The organism is Brenneria sp. hezel4-2-4 (genome assembly GCF_013155275.1).
GTDB lineage: Bacteria > Pseudomonadota > Gammaproteobacteria > Enterobacterales > Enterobacteriaceae > Brenneria.
Genome location: NZ_JABJXS010000003.1, coordinates 508,880 through 526,920, shown reverse-complemented (window position 1 = coordinate 526,920; position 18,041 = coordinate 508,880). Strand labels below are relative to the sequence as shown.

Here is an 18,041-nt window from a genome sequence, read left to right as displayed (position 1 = left end):
CTTTTAATTGAAATTTGCGCAAGTCCCTATAAAACAAACAATTCTTATAGAGAAGATTTATTCAAATAAAACCCGCCATCAGACATATAAAAGGCGAGTAATTCAACATCTTAACGATGTTGCTCCGAACGACGTGTTACCGCACTCTGACCGTGGTTGATACGCCGCACCCAAGTCAGTACCCGCCATATACGTGTAATTGACCAGAAATAACCCGCGAACGCCGCCACAAACGCGCTTAACATCATAAAATCAGTTGCGCCATTGCGCTCGCCAATGATACCAATTGCGGCAAATAAAAGTGCGGCGGCAACGATAACAACCAGAACCTGCCGCGGCGTTAACCCGCCGCGCATCAAGATATGATGCAAATGTTCGCGGTCTGGTTTGAACGGGCTATGGCCTTTACGGATTCGGCGCACCATAATGGTGATCATATCCATCAAAGGGATGGCGATAAGCCATAATGCCGTAACCGGGCGCATTACTGCATCTTCGCCCTGAGTCGCCAGTATCAAAAGCCAGATGACCGTAAAACCAATCAGCGTGCTGCCCGCATCCCCCATAAAGACCTTAAATTTAGCGCCCAATGGAATGCCCAGATTAAGCATAATATAAGGCAGCGTAGCTGCAAGCAGACATACGCTCCAGCTCGCCAATTCGTGATGTTCGCCGAGATAAAATACCACCGCCAGCGCACCGAACGTCACGCAGGAAAGCGCACCCAGCAGGCCATCGATCCCATCCACCATATTAAAGGCATTGATGGCTCCCCATACGGCAAACAGCGTCACACCATAGCCTATAACGCCTAAAAACAACTCGTAACCAAAAAGAATGTTTCCCAACGAGACAAGATACAACCCGGCATACATCATCACGCCGGCGACCAGCGCCTGTAAGCCGATACGGGGCAGTACCGGCAGGTCAAAACGATCGTCCAGTACGCCAATGATCAACAGCGCGCTGGCGCAGACCATATAAAGGGAAAAATCAGGTAGCCATTCAGAATGAAGCACATACAACACCCACAGCGCCAGATAAATTGAAACCCCGCCGACCAGCGGAATATGCCCGTGGTGTTTTTTACGTACATTGGGTTTGTCCACCAACCCTACTTTTACCGCCACTTTTCTCGCCAAGAACAGCGCAACGAATGCGCTGATAAGAATAACCGTGAATTCTTGCATTTTTGCACCATCATCAACCGTTATGAATATGTAGCATCAGACACGCTACCGCCCTTGGCTTATAGCAACCAATGCGCTGTAAAAGTACGGAACGCCATCCTGCTGGCTGAGGCTTTGGATGCGTAAATCACGCCAATTACGCGACATCGCGATGCTTATCCAAAGCTGAATTATAATTAACAAAATTTTAACAATTATGTTTTATTAAAATAAGGTGACACTCATTACAAAAACCGAATTTTGTACCCTCATAGTATTGACGAGTAATTGCAGAGCACAAGGATAAGATGTTTTAAGCAGAGTTTTTCAGAATAAGACTACGCGTATCCATAACTGTGCTGCCTCCATTAGAACAAAACACTAACTTAAAGGATGAAATCAGTAGGTTTTGGTGAAAGTTTTATTAAAGATAACAGCATGTACAGCCGTAAAATTATGGTTACCATTCAGACACATTCTATGCACCGTTTGACAACACTTCAAACATTACGCGCTGGGGCAAAGCCATAAGGCTAAAAAATGTATGAATACGCGTTATTTTTAATCAGTTTTATAGCCACTGGTTAACATCACGGCTCAGATCGCGCTTATGTCCTGTTCTCCTGTTGAAATTAAGTGATACGAGTACAACTTGAGCACAACAGTTTTCATCACCGAAAAACCGACAACAAATCCTCACAAATTCTGGTTCATCGGTGTTTGCCCTGATACGCTAACAGACGTCATATGCAAATAAAGGTGAAATAAAAAGTATGGAGTGGATCGCAGATCCAACGATATGGGCCGGTCTGGCCACACTCGTCGTACTGGAACTGGTGCTGGGAATTGACAATCTCGTATTTATTGCCATTCTTGCCGAAAAATTACCCAAAGAACAAAGAGATAAGGCCAGAGTCGTTGGCCTGTTGCTGGCACTGGTAATGCGGCTGATTTTGTTATCGTCGATTTCCTGGCTGGTTTCTCTGACCACCCCACTCTTCACGCTCCTTGAGCATGCATTCAGCGCCCGTGATGTCATTATGCTGGTTGGCGGCGTGTTCCTGCTGTTTAAGGCCACGGTAGAACTCAACGAACGGCTGGAAGGCAAGGATCAGCAGCAGCAGGCACAGCGTAAAGGCGCGCGTTTCTGGCCTGTCGTGGCGCAAATCGTCGTACTGGATGCTATTTTCTCGCTCGATTCAGTTATTACCGCCGTCGGTATGACCGACCACTTGCTAGTGATGATGTCTGCGGTGACGATTGCCATCTTCCTGATGCTGTTAGCCAGCAAACCGTTGACCCGCTTTGTCAGCGCGCATCCGACCATCGTCATCTTGTGTCTGAGCTTTTTGCTGATGATCGGTTTCAGCCTGGTCGCGGATGCATTCGGCTACCATATTCCCAAAGGCTACCTCTACGCCGCGATTGGTTTCTCGGTACTCATTGAGTTGTTGAATCAGGTGTCGCAGTTTAACCGTCGCCGTTTTCTTTCCTCTTCCGTTCCCTTGCGTCAACGTACCGCTGAGGTCGTTCTGCGTATTCTGCGGGGGGATCATGATGAAGCGGAGTTGGACAATCAAACGTCAGCCATGATTGCGGATAATGCGCATACCGGCCAAGAGGTGTTCAATCGGCAGGAGCGCCGTATGATAGAGCGCGTGCTTGGCATGGCGCAGCGAACCATCAGCAGCATTATGACGTCCCGCCATGACATTGACCCGGTGGAGTTGAATACTTCTCAAGACCAACTGGCGCAGATATTAAAAACCAATCAGCACACCCGTCTGGTCCTAATCGACAGTAACACTTCAGATGAGCTGCTGGGGATAGTGAACGTCACAGACCTGTTGCAGCAACAGCTAAATCATGAACCTTTTGATCTGCGTATTCTGGTCCGCCAGCCACTGGTTTTTCCTGAACAGCTTTCGCTGTTGCTGGCCCTTGATCAATTCAGGGAAGCACGAACCCACTTTGCGTTTGTCGTTGATGAGTTTGGTTCGGTGGAGGGCATTGTCACACTCAGCGATGTGATGGAAACCATTGCCGGCAACCTGCCATTGGCCGGGGAAGAACTGGATGCCCGCCATGATATTCAACAGAATGAGGACGGCAGTTGGACGGCGAATGGTTATATGCCCCTGGAAGATCTGACCATGTACATCCCGCTCACGCTGGATGAGAAACGTGAATACTACACGCTGGCGGGGTTATTGATGGAGCATTCTCAGCGTATCCCGCAGGCCGGCGACACCCTGTCTATTGATGGCTACCAGTTCACCATTCTCTCCGTAGAAAGCCATCGTATTGTGAAGGTGCTGATCACCCCGAACGGCGGGCCGCAATCTGATTTCGAGGTCTGACGATATAGCCGCCATCGTTCCCATCTCCTCTACGTTGGCGGCGCAGACCTGAATCATTTCTCCCGACAGGCTTATCATAAGTGGATTGAAAACCTCCATTTCTCAATCTGTCTTAAAAATCTCAGCGTTATCCCCGATGAGAAAATCATGACCATCGCGCAACAGTTGGAACAGATTGGTTTTAAGAAAGGGATGGAACTAGGGATAGAAAAAGGCATCAAAAACCAGCGTACGGCAAATCCCCCCTTACCCACGACGACGTGGCGCAGTTAGCGAAAGAAGCGCATCAATCGTAAAACCTATGCTTACAGCCGATCGAGTAATTGTTTCAGATCCTTACCTTTCTGACTTTGCTGATTTTCGTCGGCCCAGTCATTCAGCCGTTTTTTCAGTTCGTTTTGCAGACGCTTACGCAGCAGTTGATCCACCTGCAACTGATAATTCAGCTTGTCCCACGAACCGTACAGCCGTAACGGAATCGCCGTATCCCGCAATACCTCAATCAACTGCTCATCGCCCTGCCAACCATCGGTAACCCGCACGTTCAGGTTGGTATCGCAGGTTCTCGCCAGAAGGTTAATCTGCCCGGCCCCGGTCAATGCCAGAAATTCAGAGCTGCCGCTCAGTTCATTTATCTTCAACTTGCCTGCGTTCAACTGCACGTTTGCCGTCAACTGCCGCACCTCGGTATAACGTTCGTAGCGTTCCTGACCTCGCACACTGTTGCTACTGCGCACGACGGCCATTTGCACCATCTGCTGAATGTTCAATCCGTGGAAACGCAGATTGCTGGCTTGCAGCGCCGCGCTCCCCCGCCACTGCTGCATCAAGGCCGGCAGAGTAAAGGAATCGCCGCCGAACTCGCCGCGCATGGAGAGCTTACCGCTCAGGCTTTCCGGCAAGGCAAATGCCGCCGTCAGCGGTGCGATATCGATATTATCCAGTTCCGGCTGAATAGTGATGACGGGAGATGCGGTGATATCCATCTTGCCAGGCAGAGAAAAATGTCCCGCTCCCAATTTTCCACTCAGCGTGGCGATATCCAATAGCCCCTGCTGATTGGTTGCCTGAAGAGTGAACTGACTGACATCAAGGCCACGGTAAATCAGCGAGTCGGCTTGCAATGACAGTCGAGCGGTAAATCCTTGCAGGTCGCCCGCACCCTTATTTGGCAGCGCTTCTTCAGCAGAGATTACCGGTTTTCCCGCTTTAATCTGACCGGCAGAGGCGCCGCGATCGGCGGCAAGTGTGATACCAAGCAGTGAATCCAAATCAAGCTTGTCAGATTTCAAATCCGCCACATACTCGGGAATATCCCCGAACGTCGCGCTGCCGCTGCCCGTCAGTTGACTTTCATTGGCGCTCAGCGCCAGTTGGTCGACGGTGATTTTTTCAGGCTGTCGCTGATAGCCGGCTTGTAAACTGCCGCTGCCGCTAATCCCGCCTTCGGGAATACCCGCACCTTGAATCTGGTAGTCCAGCTTGCTGATAGTCGCATTAACCTGCTGTGGGAAGTGCTGCATATCCATATCCGCGGACAGAGAAAAAGCCACATCCCGCTGATCGCGATTAACCCGGCTGGAGAGAGTAATACTCACCTGGCGGTTGTCATGCCGTTCCATCAATAAATTGATATCGCGGACGTTGAGTTGTTCATGGTCATTACGTTGCAGAATCAACAGACTGTCGGCGATCCTGAGTTTATCGATATCCAGTCGCCAGCCTTGTTCTTCGGCGGGCGCGGGCGAACCTGATGGGGCAATGGGCGCATTGCTGGGCTTTTTCGCTTCGCTTTCCGGCGTCAGTTGGATCACCGCGCCTTTCAGCATCACCTGCTTGACTGCCAGCCGGTGGGACAACAGCGGCAGGAGCTGTACATCAAGCCGCATATTTTCCGCGCTAACCACCGGCGCCGTCGAACCCGGCGCGCTTAACGACATACCGCCGGACAGAATGCTCAACTGCGGCCAGACATGCCAGCGCAAGTCGCCATCCAGCCGTAGCTGATAACCGCTACGCTCCTCGACTTGCCTAACCATATAAGCGCGAAAGTCATTGGGATTCACCAGCACTACCAGCGCCGTCATTCCTGCCACCAGCACAACAAGCAGAATTGCCAGCGTTGTCAGAAATCGTTTCATGCCATCCTCATTGTCATTCGCCTTAAGCCATAGTCAGTCTTTGTCGATCCGGCTCGCCACCGCGCCCTGCTGATCTCTATATTTGGCATCCTGACGACGGTTGTAGGGACGCGCCGCCGGCCCCGATAGCGGCTCAAAACTCAGCGCGCCAATCATCATGCCGGGACGTAGCGCCAGCGGCAACTTACCTGAATTATAGAACTCCAGCACAATTCTTCCTTGCCAACCTGGATCGATGCGGTGCGCGGTGACGTGAACCATCAGCCCTAAACGCGCCAGCGAAGAACGCCCGTCGAGCCAGCCGACCAGGTTATCCGGCAAAGTCACCGACTCCAGCGTGACCGCCAGCGCCAATTCCCCCGGATGCAGAAAGAAGGCTTCGCCTTCCGGCAGATTGATTTCATCGCTCATTACGCGATCCAACGCCGCGCTGACTTCATCTTTCGGACCGCTTAAATCAATAAAGGCCGCCGTATGCCCGCGGAATACCCGGAACTGATTGCCCAAACGGACATCAACGGTCGCGCCATTAATTCTTTCTGTTGGCGGGCGGGGCGTAATTGACAACCGGCCATCATCCAGCCAGGCCTCGATATCACGATCACACAGTCTCATCTTCTTCTCCACTCGACATCGGTATTAGGTAACAAAACCCCAAAAGATTACTCAAAGAACTGGCTTATCTTGGCTTTCAGAATATCAATCGCAATGCGGTTTTTCCCGCCGCGCGGCACGATAATATCGGCGTATTGTTTTGACGGCTCGATGAATTGCAGGAACATGGGACGCACCGTTTTTTGATACTGCTCCATCACCGAATCCATTGAACGGCCCCGTTCGTTGACATCCCGGCGCATGCGGCGCATCAGGCAGATATCCAGCGGCGTATCGACAAAAATGGAAAAGTTCATCTCGTCACGCAGACGGGCTTCCGTCAGCAGCAGAATGCCTTCCAGAATAATCACCTTCTTCGGCTCAAGGTGCACGGTTTCCTGCATACGGGTATGTTCAACATAGCTGTACAAGGGAAGTTCTATCGCCTGACCGGCTTTTAACATTTGCAGATGCATCAGCAGCAGGCTGTGATCCATCGCGTTCGGGTGGTCGTAGTTTGTTTTGACCCGCTCTTCCATCGTCAGGTGGCTTTGATCTTTGTAGTAGCTGTCTTCGGGTATCACACCAATATGTTCGTCACCCACCTGGTCACGCAATTCACGGTACAACGTGCTGGAAATAAGACTTTTACCGGAAGCAGACGCACCCGCTATCCCGATAATGACACACTGATGAGACTGATCAGTCATGGTATTAACGACCTGATTAACATAAATAAAGAGAGGGATACACCAAAGGTGCTGTGACGCGGCAATTATAGGGAGTTAGCGCTGTTCACGCCAGCCTTTAGGCCGACGTCGACGTAAACAGCGCAACTCGGGTGGATAATGCCGCTACTGCATACCTGTTTCGTAGCGGCAGGCAACGGCTTACACCGCGCGAAAAGCGATCTCCGTCGGAATAACCTCGCCCTGCCAGTAAAGCTGTGCGGCGACCTGGCCGGCCAGTTCACGGTATAATGAGGTAAATTCGCTCTCAGGATGGCTGACCACCGTCGGTTCCCCGCGATCCAGATCTTCACGCAAAGAGATATGCAGCGGCAGTTGCCCCAATAGCGCGCAGTGGTATTTTTCCGCCAGTTTTTGCGCGCCGCCAGTCCCGAAAATGGGTTCCAGATGACCGCAGTGGCTGCAAATATGCACGCTCATGTTTTCAACGATGCCCAGAACCGGCACGCTGACTTTCTCAAACATGGCGATCCCTTTCATGGCATCCATCAATGCGATATCCTGCGGCGTGGTCACCACCACCGCGCCGGTGACCGGAATACTTTGCGCCAGCGTCAGTTGGATATCCCCGGTTCCCGGCGGCATGTCCAGCACCAGATAATCCAGATCCGGCCACAGGGTGTCTTGCAACAGTTGCAGCAGCGCTTTGCTGGCCATCGGCCCGCGCCACACCATGGCGTTATCATCGGTAACCAGATAGCCAATCGAATTGGTCGCCAGTCCGTGCGCCATAATCGGCGCCATATGCTGGCCGTCCGGCGAGGTCGGACGTTCGCTCGCCGCCCCCAGCATGGTCGGGATCGACGGCCCGTAAATATCGGCATCCAGAATACCGACATTGGCTCCTTCCGCCGCCAGCGCCAGCGCCATATTCACCGCGGTGCTGGACTTGCCGACGCCGCCTTTGCCGGAGCTGACCGCGATAATGTTCTTCACGCCTTTCACGCCGGCCTGATCGTTCACCCGGCGCAGCGTGGCGATATTATGCGTCAAACGCCACTCTACCGCGTTGGCGCCTGACAGGCGCAGCAGCTCATCACTCACCGTCTCTTTCAACGCTTCCAGACCGCTCAGCCAGGCAAACGGCATCGTCAATTCAATATGCAGCACATCATCCAGCAGCGCGCAGTGGTGCAGCGCATTCAGCGTCGTCAGATTATTTTTCAACGTCGGGTGCTGAAACGTCGACAGTACCCCGGTAACCATGGCGCGCAGCGCTTCCGGACGCTGTTCGGGGAAGTTAGGGTTCATTCCGGCTCCTTGAAATTCTCATTATTTAACCGATAAAAAACGGTTATAGCATACCAGAAGCACAGCGCGACTTGCGCGATCGGGCGTAAAAAACCCTGACGGAGGTACTGAATCATCCGTTCGGGCCGATCAGACTTCCCTATAGCGACAGGTTTAGACGCGGCAGCGGTTTACGCCGCAAGCCGCTATCGGTTAACATCGGTTTCCCTCTATCACAAAAGAAAGCAAGTTCCTCATGACTCAAGTCGCAAAGAAAATATTGGTAACGTGCGCGCTGCCTTACGCTAATGGTTCGATCCACCTCGGTCATATGCTTGAACACATTCAGGCGGATATCTGGGTTCGTTACCAGCGAATGCGCGGCAACCAGGTTTATTTTATCTGTGCGGACGATGCCCACGGCACGCCGATCATGCTGAAAGCTCAGCAGATGGGAATCGCGCCAGAGCAGATGATTGCGGCGATGAGTCAGGAACATCAACAAGATTTCGCCGGTTTCAACATCAGCTATGACAACTATCACTCGACCCACAGTGAAGAGAACCGCGAGCTGTCCGGTCTGATTTACCGTCGGCTGAAAGAGAACGGTTTTATTAAAAACCGCACTATTTCTCAGCTTTACGATCCGGAAAAAGGCATGTTTCTGCCCGACCGTTTCGTGAAAGGCACCTGTCCAAAATGTAAAGCCGCCGATCAGTACGGCGATAACTGCGAAGTTTGCGGCGCGACCTACAGTCCGACTGAATTGATCGACCCGAAATCCGCGGTATCCGGCGCCACGCCGGTGATGCGCGAATCAGAGCATTTCTTCTTTGATTTGCCGGCTTTCAGCGACATGCTGCATGCCTGGACGCGATCCGGCGCGCTACAGGAACAGGTCGCCAACAAAATGCAGGAGTGGTTTGACGCCGGCCTGCAACAGTGGGATATCTCCCGCGATGCGCCCTACTTCGGTTTCGAAGTGCCTGACGCGCCGGGCAAATATTTCTACGTCTGGCTGGACGCGCCCATCGGCTACATGGGTTCATTCAAAAACCTGTGCGACAAACGCGGCGATATGGATTTCGACGAGTTCTGGCGCAAAGACTCCAGCGCCGATCTGTATCATTTCATCGGCAAAGACATCGTCTATTTCCACAGCCTGTTCTGGCCGGCCATGCTGGAAGGCAGCGGTTTCCGTAAGCCCACCAACCTGTTTGTGCACGGTTATGTAACGGTCAACGGCGCCAAGATGTCCAAGTCACGCGGCACGTTCATCAAGGCCGATACCTATCTGCAACATCTGGATGCCGACTGCCTGCGCTATTACTACGCGGCGAAGCTCTCTTCGCGCATTGACGATATCGACCTCAATCTGGAAGATTTCGTTCAGCGCGTGAACGCGGATATCGTCAACAAACTGGTGAATCTGGCCTCGCGCAACGCCGGGTTTATCAGCAAGCGTTTTGACGGCAAGCTGGCGGATAAGCTGGCTGACGCCGCGCTGTACCGCACCTTTACCGATGCCGCGGAAACTATCGCCGAATCCTACGCCAGCCGCGAATCCGGCAAGGCAATCCGTGAAATCATGGCGCTGGCCGATCTGGCAAACCGTTATGTGGACGAGCAGGCGCCGTGGGTGGTGGCCAAAGCAGAAGGCCGCGATGCCGATCTTCAGGCGATCTGTTCCATGGGCATCAATCTGTTCCGGGTATTGATGACCTATCTGAAGCCGGTGCTGCCGGCGCTGGCGGAGCGTGCGGAAGCGTTCCTGAATCAGGAACTGAAGTGGGATGAAATCACCACGCCGTTGCTTAATCATCAGGTGAACACCTTTAAAGCCCTTTTCAACCGTATCGATCTGGATAAGGTTAACGCCATGGTGGATGCGTCCAAAGAAGATATGGCGACGGCAAAAGTCGTGACCGGCCCGTTGGCGGACAACCCGATTCAGGAAACCATAAAGTTTGACGATTTTGATAAGGTGGATATGCGCATCGCCCTGATCAAACAGGCTGAGTTGGTTGACGGTTCCGACAAGCTGCTGCGCTTAACGCTGGATCTGGGCGGCGAAACCCGTCAGGTGTTCTCCGGTATCCGCACGGCTTATCCCGAACCGTCCGTACTGGAAGGCCGTCTGACGGTAATGGTCGCCAATCTTGCGCCGCGCAAAATGCGTTTTGGCGTATCGGAAGGCATGGTGATGGCCGCCGGCCCGGGCGGGAAAGATATTTTCCTGCTCAGCCCGGATAGCGGCGCTCAGCCGGGTATGCAGGTCAAATAATCCCCACTCAGGCCGAACATCTGTTCGGCCTGTTATTTTCCCCACTTTTCCTCATTTCGCCGCGCTGATTTTTGTTCATTATTCCGTTACACGCCATATCCCAAATTAAACACATATTTAACTCGCCACCCCAATAAATGTGATTCATATCACATAAACCATTCCCACGAATAAGTAATCAACGACTTTAAATAGTTAAATTTTGATTTCGCGCAAAACCCACAAATTGTGTGTTGATAAATTGCCTGCAATAAAAACGACACATAATAAAACAGGGAAACTAATGCAACTGAATCGAAGAGGTTTCTTTAAAGTTTGCGCGGGAGGGATGGCCGGCACCACGCTCGCGGTATTGGGTTTCACACCAACGGAAGCAATGGCATCAGTACGTCAATACAAGCTGTTACGAGCCAAAGAAACGCGCAACAACTGCACTTACTGTTCCGTTGGCTGCGGCATTCTCATGTACAGCCTGGGCGACGGGGCAAAAAACGCTAAACCCTCTATTTTCCATATTGAAGGCGATGCCGACCATCCGGTCAGCCGCGGTTCGCTATGTCCCAAAGGCGCCGGTCTGGTGGACTATATTCACAGTGAAAACCGCCTGCAATACCCGGAATATCGCGCGCCGGGCGCCGACAAATGGCAGCGCATCAGTTGGGATGAGGCCATCGACCGCATTGCCCGGCTGATGAAGGCCGACCGCGACGCCAACTTTGAACGCACCAACGCCCACGGCGCCACCGTCAACCGCTGGCTGACGACCGGAATGCTGTGCTCCTCCGCCGCCAGTAATGAAACCGGCGTTCTCGACCAGAAATTTACCCGTGCGCTGGGTATGGTCGCCATCGACTGTCAGGCGCGCCTGTGTCACGGCCCTACCGTCGCCGCGCTGGCGCCGACCTTTGGTCGCGGAGCCATGACCAACAACTGGGTCGATATCAAAAACGCCAACGTGGTGATCGTCATGGGCGGCAACCCGGCGGAAGCCCACCCCGTCGGTTTTAAATGGGCTGTGGAAGCCAAAACCCATAACGATGCGAAACTGATCGTCGTTGACCCGCGCTTTAACCGCTCGGCCGCCGTGGCGGATCTGTACGCGCCGATCCGCGCCGGCTCAGACGCCGCGTTTCTGCTCGGTATCGTCAACTACCTCATCACCCACGATAAGATCCACCGCGAGTACGTCGTCTCCTACACCAGCGCCAGCCTGATCGTGCGCGACGATTTCAGTTTCGATGAGGGGCTGTTCAGCGGTTACGATGAGCAAACCCGCCAGTATGATAAATCCAGTTGGCAGTATGAACTGGATGCATCCGGCTTCGCCAAACGCGACGTCACCTTGTCGCATCCGCGCTGCGTGTGGAATCTGCTGAAGAAACACGTGGAACGCTATACCCCAGAGATGGTGACCTCCCTGTGCGGCACCTCCGCGAAAGATTATGCGGAAATCTGCCGTACGCTGGCGGAAACCTGCGTCCCCGACAAAACCGCCACTTTCATGTACGCGCTGGGCTGGACGCACCACACCAACGGCGCCCAGATTATCCGCGCGGCGGCGATTATCCAACTGCTGCTGGGCAACATCGGCATGGCGGGCGGCGGTATTAACGCCCTGCGCGGCCACTCCAATATTCAGGGGTATACCGACCTCGGTTTGCTGACCACCAACCTGCCCGGCTATATGCCGTTGCCGTCCGAAAAACAGGTTGACCTGAAGACCTATCTGGGACAAATCACGCCGACCGCCCTGCTGCCCGAACAGGTTAACTTCTGGAAAAACACCCCAAAATTCTTTATCAGTATGATGAAGAGTTTCTACGGCGAACATGCCCAACCCGCAAACAACTGGGGCTATGACTGGTTGCCCAAGTGGGATCGCAGCTACGACGTCATGGCGCAGACCGAACTGATGATGGAAGGCAAAATGAACGGTTATATCGTTCAGGGCTTTAATCCTGTCGCCGCCTTTTCCAACAAAAATAAAGCCACGCAAGCGCTGTCCAAACTCAAGTTCATGGTGACCATTGACCCGCTGGCGACGGAAACCTCCACCTTCTGGCAAAACCACGGCGAGTTTAACGACGTCGATACGCAGTCCATCCAGACAGAAGTGTTTCGCCTGCCATCATCCTGCTTTGCCGAAGAAAACGGCTCTATCGCCAACTCGGGACGCTGGCTGCAATGGCACTGGGCGGCGGCCGAGCCGCCGGGAGAAGCGCTGCATGACGGCAAGATCCTCGGCAAATTACTGATGCGCCTGCGGGAGCTTTATCAGGAAGAAGGCGGCGCGTTTCCGGAGCCGTTGATGAATATCAACTGGAATTATCAGGATCCGCAAGACCCGACGCCGGAAGAAGTCGCGCGCGAAGCCAACGGCATGGCGCTGACGGATCTCTATGACGACAGCGGCGAACTGATGCTGAAAAAAGGCCAGCAAATCGCGGACTTCTCGCAGTTGCGCGATGACGGCACCACCGCCAGTTTCTGCTGGATTTACGCCGGTAGCTGGACCGAAGCCGGCAATCAGATGGACAAACGCGACAACGCCGATGCCGGTCTGGGCTGTACGCCAAACTGGTCATGGGCCTGGCCGCAAAACCGCCGCATTCTGTACAACCGCGCCTCGGCCGATCTGCAAGGCAAGCCGTGGGACAGCAAACGCAAGCTGCTGGAATGGAACGGCCGGAAGTGGCAGGGGATTGATGTGCCGGACTTTGCCAGCGCCGTTCCGCCGGGTAAAGATACCGGGCCGTTTATCATGCTGCCGGAAGGTCTGGCGCGGCTGTTCTCCGTGGATAAACTGGTGGATGGCCCGTTCCCTGAACACTATGAACCGATTGAAACCCCAATCGGCACCAACCCGCTGCACCCGTCCGTGGTGTCAAGCCCGGCGGCGCGTCTGTTTGCCCGCGATGCGAAAACCATGGGGTCAGCCAAAGACTTCCCTTACGTTGCAACAACCTACTCGATTACCGAACTGTTCCGTCACTGGACAAAACACGCACGGCTGAATGCCATTGTACAACCAGAGCAATTTATCGAAATCGGTGAAAATCTGGCGCACAGCAAAGGCATCAAAGCGGGCGATGAGGTCAAAATCTCCTGTCAGCGCGGCTACATCAAGGCCAAAGCGGTGGTGACCAAGCGCATCAAAACGCTGCACATCGCCGGTCGTAGCGTGGAAACCATTGGCATTCCGTGCCACTGGGGTTTTGAGGGCGCCACCCGTAAGGGGTTCCTGGCTAACACGCTCACCCCCAGCGTCGGCGACGCGAATACACAAACGCCTGAGTACAAAGCGTTTTTGGTTAATGTAGAGAAGGTGTAAGGGTAGCCAACCATGTCAATGCAATCTCAAGATATTATTAAACGTTCGGCCACCAATGCCTTCACGCCGCCGCCGCAGGTGCGTAGTGATAAAAGCGAAGTGGCGAAACTTATCGACGTCACCACCTGTATTGGCTGTAAAGCCTGTCAGGTCGCCTGCTCTGAATGGAACGATATTCGTGATGAAGTCGGTCACAATGCCGGGGTTTACGATAACCCGGCCGACCTCAGCGCCAAGTCCTGGACGCTGATGCGTTTTTCCGAGATCGAAGAAAATGACCGCCTGGAGTGGCTGATCCGCAAAGACGGCTGTATGCACTGTAGCGATCCCGGCTGCCTGAAAGCCTGTCCGTCCGCCGGCGCAGTGATTCAATATGCCAACGGCATCGTGGATTTTCAGTCCGAACACTGTATCGGCTGCGGCTACTGCATCGCCGGTTGCCCGTTCAATATTCCACGGCTGAATAAAGACGATAACCGGGTTTACAAATGTACGCTGTGCGTTGACCGGGTCAGCGTCGGGCAGGAGCCTGCCTGTGTGAAAACCTGCCCGACCGGGGCGATCCGTTTCGGCACCAAAGAAGAGATGAAACACCTGGCGCAGGAACGCCTGGTCGACCTGAAAAAACGCGGTTATTCACACGCCGGTCTTTACGATCCGCAAGGCGTCGGCGGCACGCACGTGATGTATGTGCTGCACCACGCCGACAGACCGTCGCTGTATCACCATCTGCCGGATAATCCGCAAATCTCCACCCCGGTCAATCTGTGGAAAGGCATTCTCAAACCGCTGTCGGCGCTCGGGTTTGTCGCCACCTTTGCCGGACTGATGTTCCACTACGTCGGCATTGGCCCCAATACGGAAGAAATGGAGCACGACAATGAAGGGGAGAACAAACATGAGTAAGCAGAAAATGATTTTGCGCACCAAATTCATCGATCGCATCTGTCACTGGATCGTGGTGATCAGCTTTTTTCTGGTTGCGCTGTCCGGTATCGCCCTGTTCTTTCCCACCTTGCAGTGGCTGACGCAAACATTTGGCACGCCGCAGATGGGGCGGATCATGCATCCTGTTTTCGGGGTATTGATTGTTATCTGCCTGATCCCGATGTTTATCCGTTTTGTCGGCCACAATATTCCGAAACGCGGCGACCTGCCCTGGTTTCTCCATATCGTTGAGGTATTGAAAGGCAACGAGCATGAAGTGTCCGATGTGGGCAAATATAACCCCGGGCAGAAAATGATGTTCTGGAGCATCATGGGCTTAACGCTGGTATTGCTGATTACCGGCATCATCATGTGGCGCCCGTACTTCGCGCATCTATTTCCCATTGACGTGGTGCGTTATGCCATTCTGATTCATGCGACAGCGGCTATCGTGCTGATCCATGCCATTCTGATCCATATGTATATGGCATTCTGGGTCAAAGGGTCGATTAAAGGCATGATCGAGGGCAAGGTTTCCGAACAGTGGGCGAAGAAGCACCATCCCCGCTGGGCGCGCAGCCTGAAAGAAAAATCCCAGGTGAAAAAATAACCCCGTTACGCTCCCCGCCAACGCCCGGCATAAATATTCGGCGTGCCTCGGCGTAAGCCATTACGCCGAGGCGGGCGTTCCCGCGAATGCGCCGCAGGACGTGGAGTCGGCGAATAGGCAAACTAAAGGTTATAACTTACGCCCAAAAGTCATAACGTTACCCCATTCCTCCATTATCGCTTAGCAGTTATGATGCGCTATCGTCTTAAAATAGACATCCAGACATAAAGATAGCCATAAATTGTGTATAACACACAACATTGCTGAGACACCATGGAGCTGATAATGAAGAAATTCACCCCCGCCCTGCTGGCATTAAGCCTGATCGCGTCGTTACCTGCGTTTGCCGGCCAGACAACCGCAATTGCCCCTATTCCTGCCAGTCTGGCTCAGCACGACGGCCCGGTACGGATCGCGGTTATCCGCAATCTGGGTTCTGACGACAACACCACCCAGTTTATCTCCGGCGTACTCGAAGAAGGCAAAAAGCTGGGCTTTAAGGTCAGCACCTTTCTGAGCAACGGCGACGATGCCCGCTTTCAGGACTTCGTGAATCAGGCTATCAGCCAGAAATACGACGGCATCATTCTGTCACAGGGACGCGATCCCTATTCGACCGAGCTAATCAAACGCATCGTCGACAGCGGTATTGCGGTATCGGTGTTTGATACCGCCGTTAACGGCGAGATCCCGGGTGTTACCGTCACCCAGCAGGATGATGCCTCCCTGACCGATGAGTCATTCGGTCAACTGGTTAAAGATTTCAACGGTAAAGCCAATATCATCAAACTGTGGGTCGCCGGCTTTCCGCCAATGGAGCGTCGTCAGGCCGCCTATCAGCAAATCCTGAAGGCCAACCCCGGCATCAAAGAGCTGGAATCCATCGGCGCCGTCTCTTCCGATGTGCAGGGCGATACCGCCAACAAAGTCGGCGCGGTGCTGGCCAAATATCCGAAAGGCAAAATCGACGCCATCTGGGGCACGTGGGACGCGTTCAGTCAGGGGGCTTATAAGGCATTGAAAGAAAACGGCCGTACTGAAATCAAACTCTACAGCATCGATATTTCCAATCAGGATCTGCAACTGATGCGGGAAGCCAATAGCCCGTGGAAAGTGAGTGTGGCCGTCGATCCTAAGCTGATTGGCAAAGTAAACCTGCGTCTGGTCGCCAACAAAATCGCCGGCGAACCGACTCCCGCCACTTATGAATTCCGCGGCGCATCCATTCCTCAGGCGCTATTAGCCAGTCAGCCTGGCCCGGTAAACGTTGCCGGTCTGAGTAAAATTATTCCCGGCTGGGGCCAAACCGATGATTTTATTGCGCCCTGGTTTGCTACATTGGAAGCCAAACAGGCTAAATAACAGGGAGATAACCTATGGCATCCACGCCTCTGCCAACGCCGGAATACAGCCGCAATATGCGGTTAATCGGACACAGCGATCAGGGAGGCCGACCTGATGGCGTACAGGTGATGGTTCATCGCGGTTATGCCTATATCGGGCATATGGTTTCACAGGGGGTATCGATTGTTGACGTGTGCGATCCTAAAAACCCGAAGCCCGCCGGGTTTATCGCCGCGCCGCCGGGAACCTGGAATATCCACCTTCAGACGCACGACGATCTGCTGCTGGTCGTCAATGCCCGGGATCTGTTCGCCGATGCCAGCTTTGCCGAAGAAAAAGTCTACTACACCCGCGCCGTCGCCGAGACGATAAGCACCCGGCAGCAGGGAAAAAGCTGGAGCGCCGGGCTGCGTATTTTCGATATTTCGACGCCGGATAAGCCGCGCGAAATCAGCTTCCTGTCGCTGGACGGTATTGGCGTTCACCGTATCTGGTACGTCGGCGGCCGCTGGGCCTATGTTTCCGCCCTACTGGACGGATACAGCGATTACATTTTTCTGACTATCGATTTGGCCGATCCGCAACGCCCTCAGGTCGCCGGGCGCTACTGGCTGCCGGGGATGCATAGCGCCGGCGGCGAGCAGCCGACCTGGCCGGAAGGTAAACGATATGCGCTGCATCACGCCATTATCAGCGGCGATACGGCTTACGCCAGCTGGCGCGACGGCGGCTTAACGCTGCTGGACGTCCGCGATCGCCACAAGCCTCAGCTTATTAGCCATCGTAACTGGAGCCCGCCTTTCGGCGGAGGAACACATACCGCGCTTCCGCTGCCCGATCGTGATTTGTTAATCGTTCTGGATGAAGCGGTGCTGGATAATCAGGAAGATGGCGAGAAGCTTATCTGGGTGTTTGATATTCGCGAACCGGCCAATCCGGTCAGTATCGCCACCTTTCCACAGCCGACCGAAACGGATTATGTGAAAAAAGGCGCGCACTTCGGCCCGCATAACCTGCACGAAAACCGCCCGGGCAGCTTTATCAGCTCAACGCTGATTTTCGCCACCTATCAGAACGCCGGCGTCAGGGCTTACGATATCAGCAACCCCTATCGACCGAAAGAAACCGGCGCGCTGGTGCCCGCCGCGCCGCAACGCATGATAGACAAGCGCCCCGGCCGGCCGTCGGTGATTCAATCCTGTGATGTGTTTGTCGATGCCGAAGGCATTATCTACAGCACCGACTACAACGCGGGCCTGTCGATCATAGAGTATCGCGGTTAAGTCATGCGCTCAGCCCCGT

The 18,041-nt window shown here is 53.7% G+C and carries 13 protein-coding genes; 8 read left to right on the top strand and 5 right to left on the bottom strand.

Annotated features, from left to right (window positions below; all coding sequences use genetic code 11):
* Positions 1 to 110: 110 nt before the first annotated feature.
* Positions 111 to 1,190, bottom strand: coding sequence for a UDP-N-acetylglucosamine--undecaprenyl-phosphate N-acetylglucosaminephosphotransferase (gene wecA, locus HOY33_RS09165; RefSeq protein WP_172289900.1), 1,080 nt, complete (start codon positions 1,188 to 1,190; stop codon positions 111 to 113).
* 752 nt (positions 1,191 to 1,942) lie between these two features.
* Between wecA and HOY33_RS09160 the strand changes: the two genes are divergently transcribed.
* Together HOY33_RS09160 and HOY33_RS20740 are read left to right on the top strand one after the other, a co-directional pair.
* Positions 1,943 to 3,529: a TerC family protein gene (locus HOY33_RS09160; RefSeq protein ID WP_172289899.1), complete on the top strand. Its 1,587-nt coding sequence runs from the start codon at positions 1,943 to 1,945 to the stop codon at positions 3,527 to 3,529.
* 147 nt (positions 3,530 to 3,676) lie between these two features.
* On the top strand, positions 3,677 to 3,802 hold the full coding sequence (locus HOY33_RS20740; RefSeq protein WP_256380220.1) for a hypothetical protein: 126 nt from the start codon (positions 3,677 to 3,679) through the stop codon (positions 3,800 to 3,802).
* A gap of 32 nt (positions 3,803 to 3,834) precedes the next feature.
* On the opposite strand, the gene asmA is transcribed toward HOY33_RS20740, so the two are convergent.
* The 4 genes from asmA to apbC form a co-directional block, all read right to left on the bottom strand.
* On the bottom strand, positions 3,835 to 5,670 hold the full coding sequence (gene asmA, locus HOY33_RS09155; RefSeq protein ID WP_172289898.1) for an outer membrane assembly protein AsmA: 1,836 nt from the start codon (positions 5,668 to 5,670) through the stop codon (positions 3,835 to 3,837).
* A gap of 33 nt (positions 5,671 to 5,703) precedes the next feature.
* Positions 5,704 to 6,285, bottom strand: coding sequence for a dCTP deaminase (gene dcd / locus HOY33_RS09150; RefSeq protein WP_172289897.1), 582 nt, complete (start codon positions 6,283 to 6,285; stop codon positions 5,704 to 5,706).
* Between the two features lie 47 nt (positions 6,286 to 6,332).
* The gene (gene udk, locus HOY33_RS09145; protein WP_172289896.1) at positions 6,333 to 6,974 is read right to left on the bottom strand and encodes a uridine kinase; all 642 of its coding nucleotides are present in this window, start codon (positions 6,972 to 6,974) and stop codon (positions 6,333 to 6,335) included.
* A 180-nt stretch (positions 6,975 to 7,154) separates the two neighbouring features.
* The gene (gene apbC, locus HOY33_RS09140) at positions 7,155 to 8,264 is read right to left on the bottom strand and encodes an iron-sulfur cluster carrier protein ApbC (RefSeq protein ID WP_172289895.1); all 1,110 of its coding nucleotides are present in this window, start codon (positions 8,262 to 8,264) and stop codon (positions 7,155 to 7,157) included.
* A gap of 235 nt (positions 8,265 to 8,499) precedes the next feature.
* On the opposite strand from apbC, the gene metG reads away from it, so the two are divergent.
* The 6 genes from metG to HOY33_RS09110 all read left to right on the top strand — a co-directional run bounded on the left by metG (position 8,500) and on the right by HOY33_RS09110 (position 18,022).
* Positions 8,500 to 10,527, top strand: coding sequence for a methionine--tRNA ligase (gene metG / locus HOY33_RS09135; protein ID WP_172289894.1), 2,028 nt, complete (start codon positions 8,500 to 8,502; stop codon positions 10,525 to 10,527).
* Positions 10,528 to 10,810: 283 nt separating this feature from the next.
* Positions 10,811 to 13,858, top strand: coding sequence for a formate dehydrogenase-N subunit alpha (gene fdnG, locus HOY33_RS09130; RefSeq protein WP_172289893.1), 3,048 nt, complete (start codon positions 10,811 to 10,813; stop codon positions 13,856 to 13,858).
* 12 nt (positions 13,859 to 13,870) lie between these two features.
* On the top strand, positions 13,871 to 14,764 hold the full coding sequence (gene fdxH, locus HOY33_RS09125; RefSeq protein WP_172289892.1) for a formate dehydrogenase subunit beta: 894 nt from the start codon (positions 13,871 to 13,873) through the stop codon (positions 14,762 to 14,764).
* Positions 14,757 to 15,395: a formate dehydrogenase-N subunit gamma gene (gene fdnI / locus HOY33_RS09120; RefSeq protein ID WP_172289891.1), complete on the top strand. Its 639-nt coding sequence runs from the start codon at positions 14,757 to 14,759 to the stop codon at positions 15,393 to 15,395. Before fdxH ends, fdnI begins: the two co-directional genes overlap by 8 nt.
* A gap of 285 nt (positions 15,396 to 15,680) precedes the next feature.
* Positions 15,681 to 16,757, top strand: a complete 1,077-nt coding sequence (locus HOY33_RS09115) for a sugar ABC transporter substrate-binding protein (protein WP_172289890.1) — start codon at positions 15,681 to 15,683, stop codon at positions 16,755 to 16,757.
* Between the two features lie 14 nt (positions 16,758 to 16,771).
* Positions 16,772 to 18,022 carry an LVIVD repeat-containing protein gene (locus tag HOY33_RS09110; protein ID WP_172289889.1) on the top strand — a complete coding sequence of 417 codons (1,251 nt, stop codon included), beginning with the start codon at positions 16,772 to 16,774 and terminating at the stop codon, positions 18,020 to 18,022.
* Positions 18,023 to 18,041: the final 19 nt, after the last annotated feature.

Coding starts and splice junctions, on each gene's coding strand:
- HOY33_RS09160 (WP_172289899.1), top strand. CDS start 1,943: ATGGAGTGGATCGCAGATCCAACGATATGGGCCGGTCTGGCCACACTC.
- udk (WP_172289896.1), bottom strand. CDS start 6,974: ATGACTGATCAGTCTCATCAGTGTGTCATTATCGGGATAGCGGGTGCG.
- fdxH (WP_172289892.1), top strand. CDS start 13,871: ATGTCAATGCAATCTCAAGATATTATTAAACGTTCGGCCACCAATGCC.
- HOY33_RS20740 (WP_256380220.1), top strand. CDS start 3,677: ATGACCATCGCGCAACAGTTGGAACAGATTGGTTTTAAGAAAGGGATG.
- fdnI (WP_172289891.1), top strand. CDS start 14,757: ATGAGTAAGCAGAAAATGATTTTGCGCACCAAATTCATCGATCGCATC.
- HOY33_RS09110 (WP_172289889.1), top strand. CDS start 16,772: ATGGCATCCACGCCTCTGCCAACGCCGGAATACAGCCGCAATATGCGG.
- wecA (WP_172289900.1), bottom strand. CDS start 1,190: ATGCAAGAATTCACGGTTATTCTTATCAGCGCATTCGTTGCGCTGTTC.
- metG (WP_172289894.1), top strand. CDS start 8,500: ATGACTCAAGTCGCAAAGAAAATATTGGTAACGTGCGCGCTGCCTTAC.
- dcd (WP_172289897.1), bottom strand. CDS start 6,285: ATGAGACTGTGTGATCGTGATATCGAGGCCTGGCTGGATGATGGCCGG.
- HOY33_RS09115 (WP_172289890.1), top strand. CDS start 15,681: ATGAAGAAATTCACCCCCGCCCTGCTGGCATTAAGCCTGATCGCGTCG.
- asmA (WP_172289898.1), bottom strand. CDS start 5,670: ATGAAACGATTTCTGACAACGCTGGCAATTCTGCTTGTTGTGCTGGTG.
- fdnG (WP_172289893.1), top strand. CDS start 10,811: ATGCAACTGAATCGAAGAGGTTTCTTTAAAGTTTGCGCGGGAGGGATG.
- apbC (WP_172289895.1), bottom strand. CDS start 8,264: ATGAACCCTAACTTCCCCGAACAGCGTCCGGAAGCGCTGCGCGCCATG.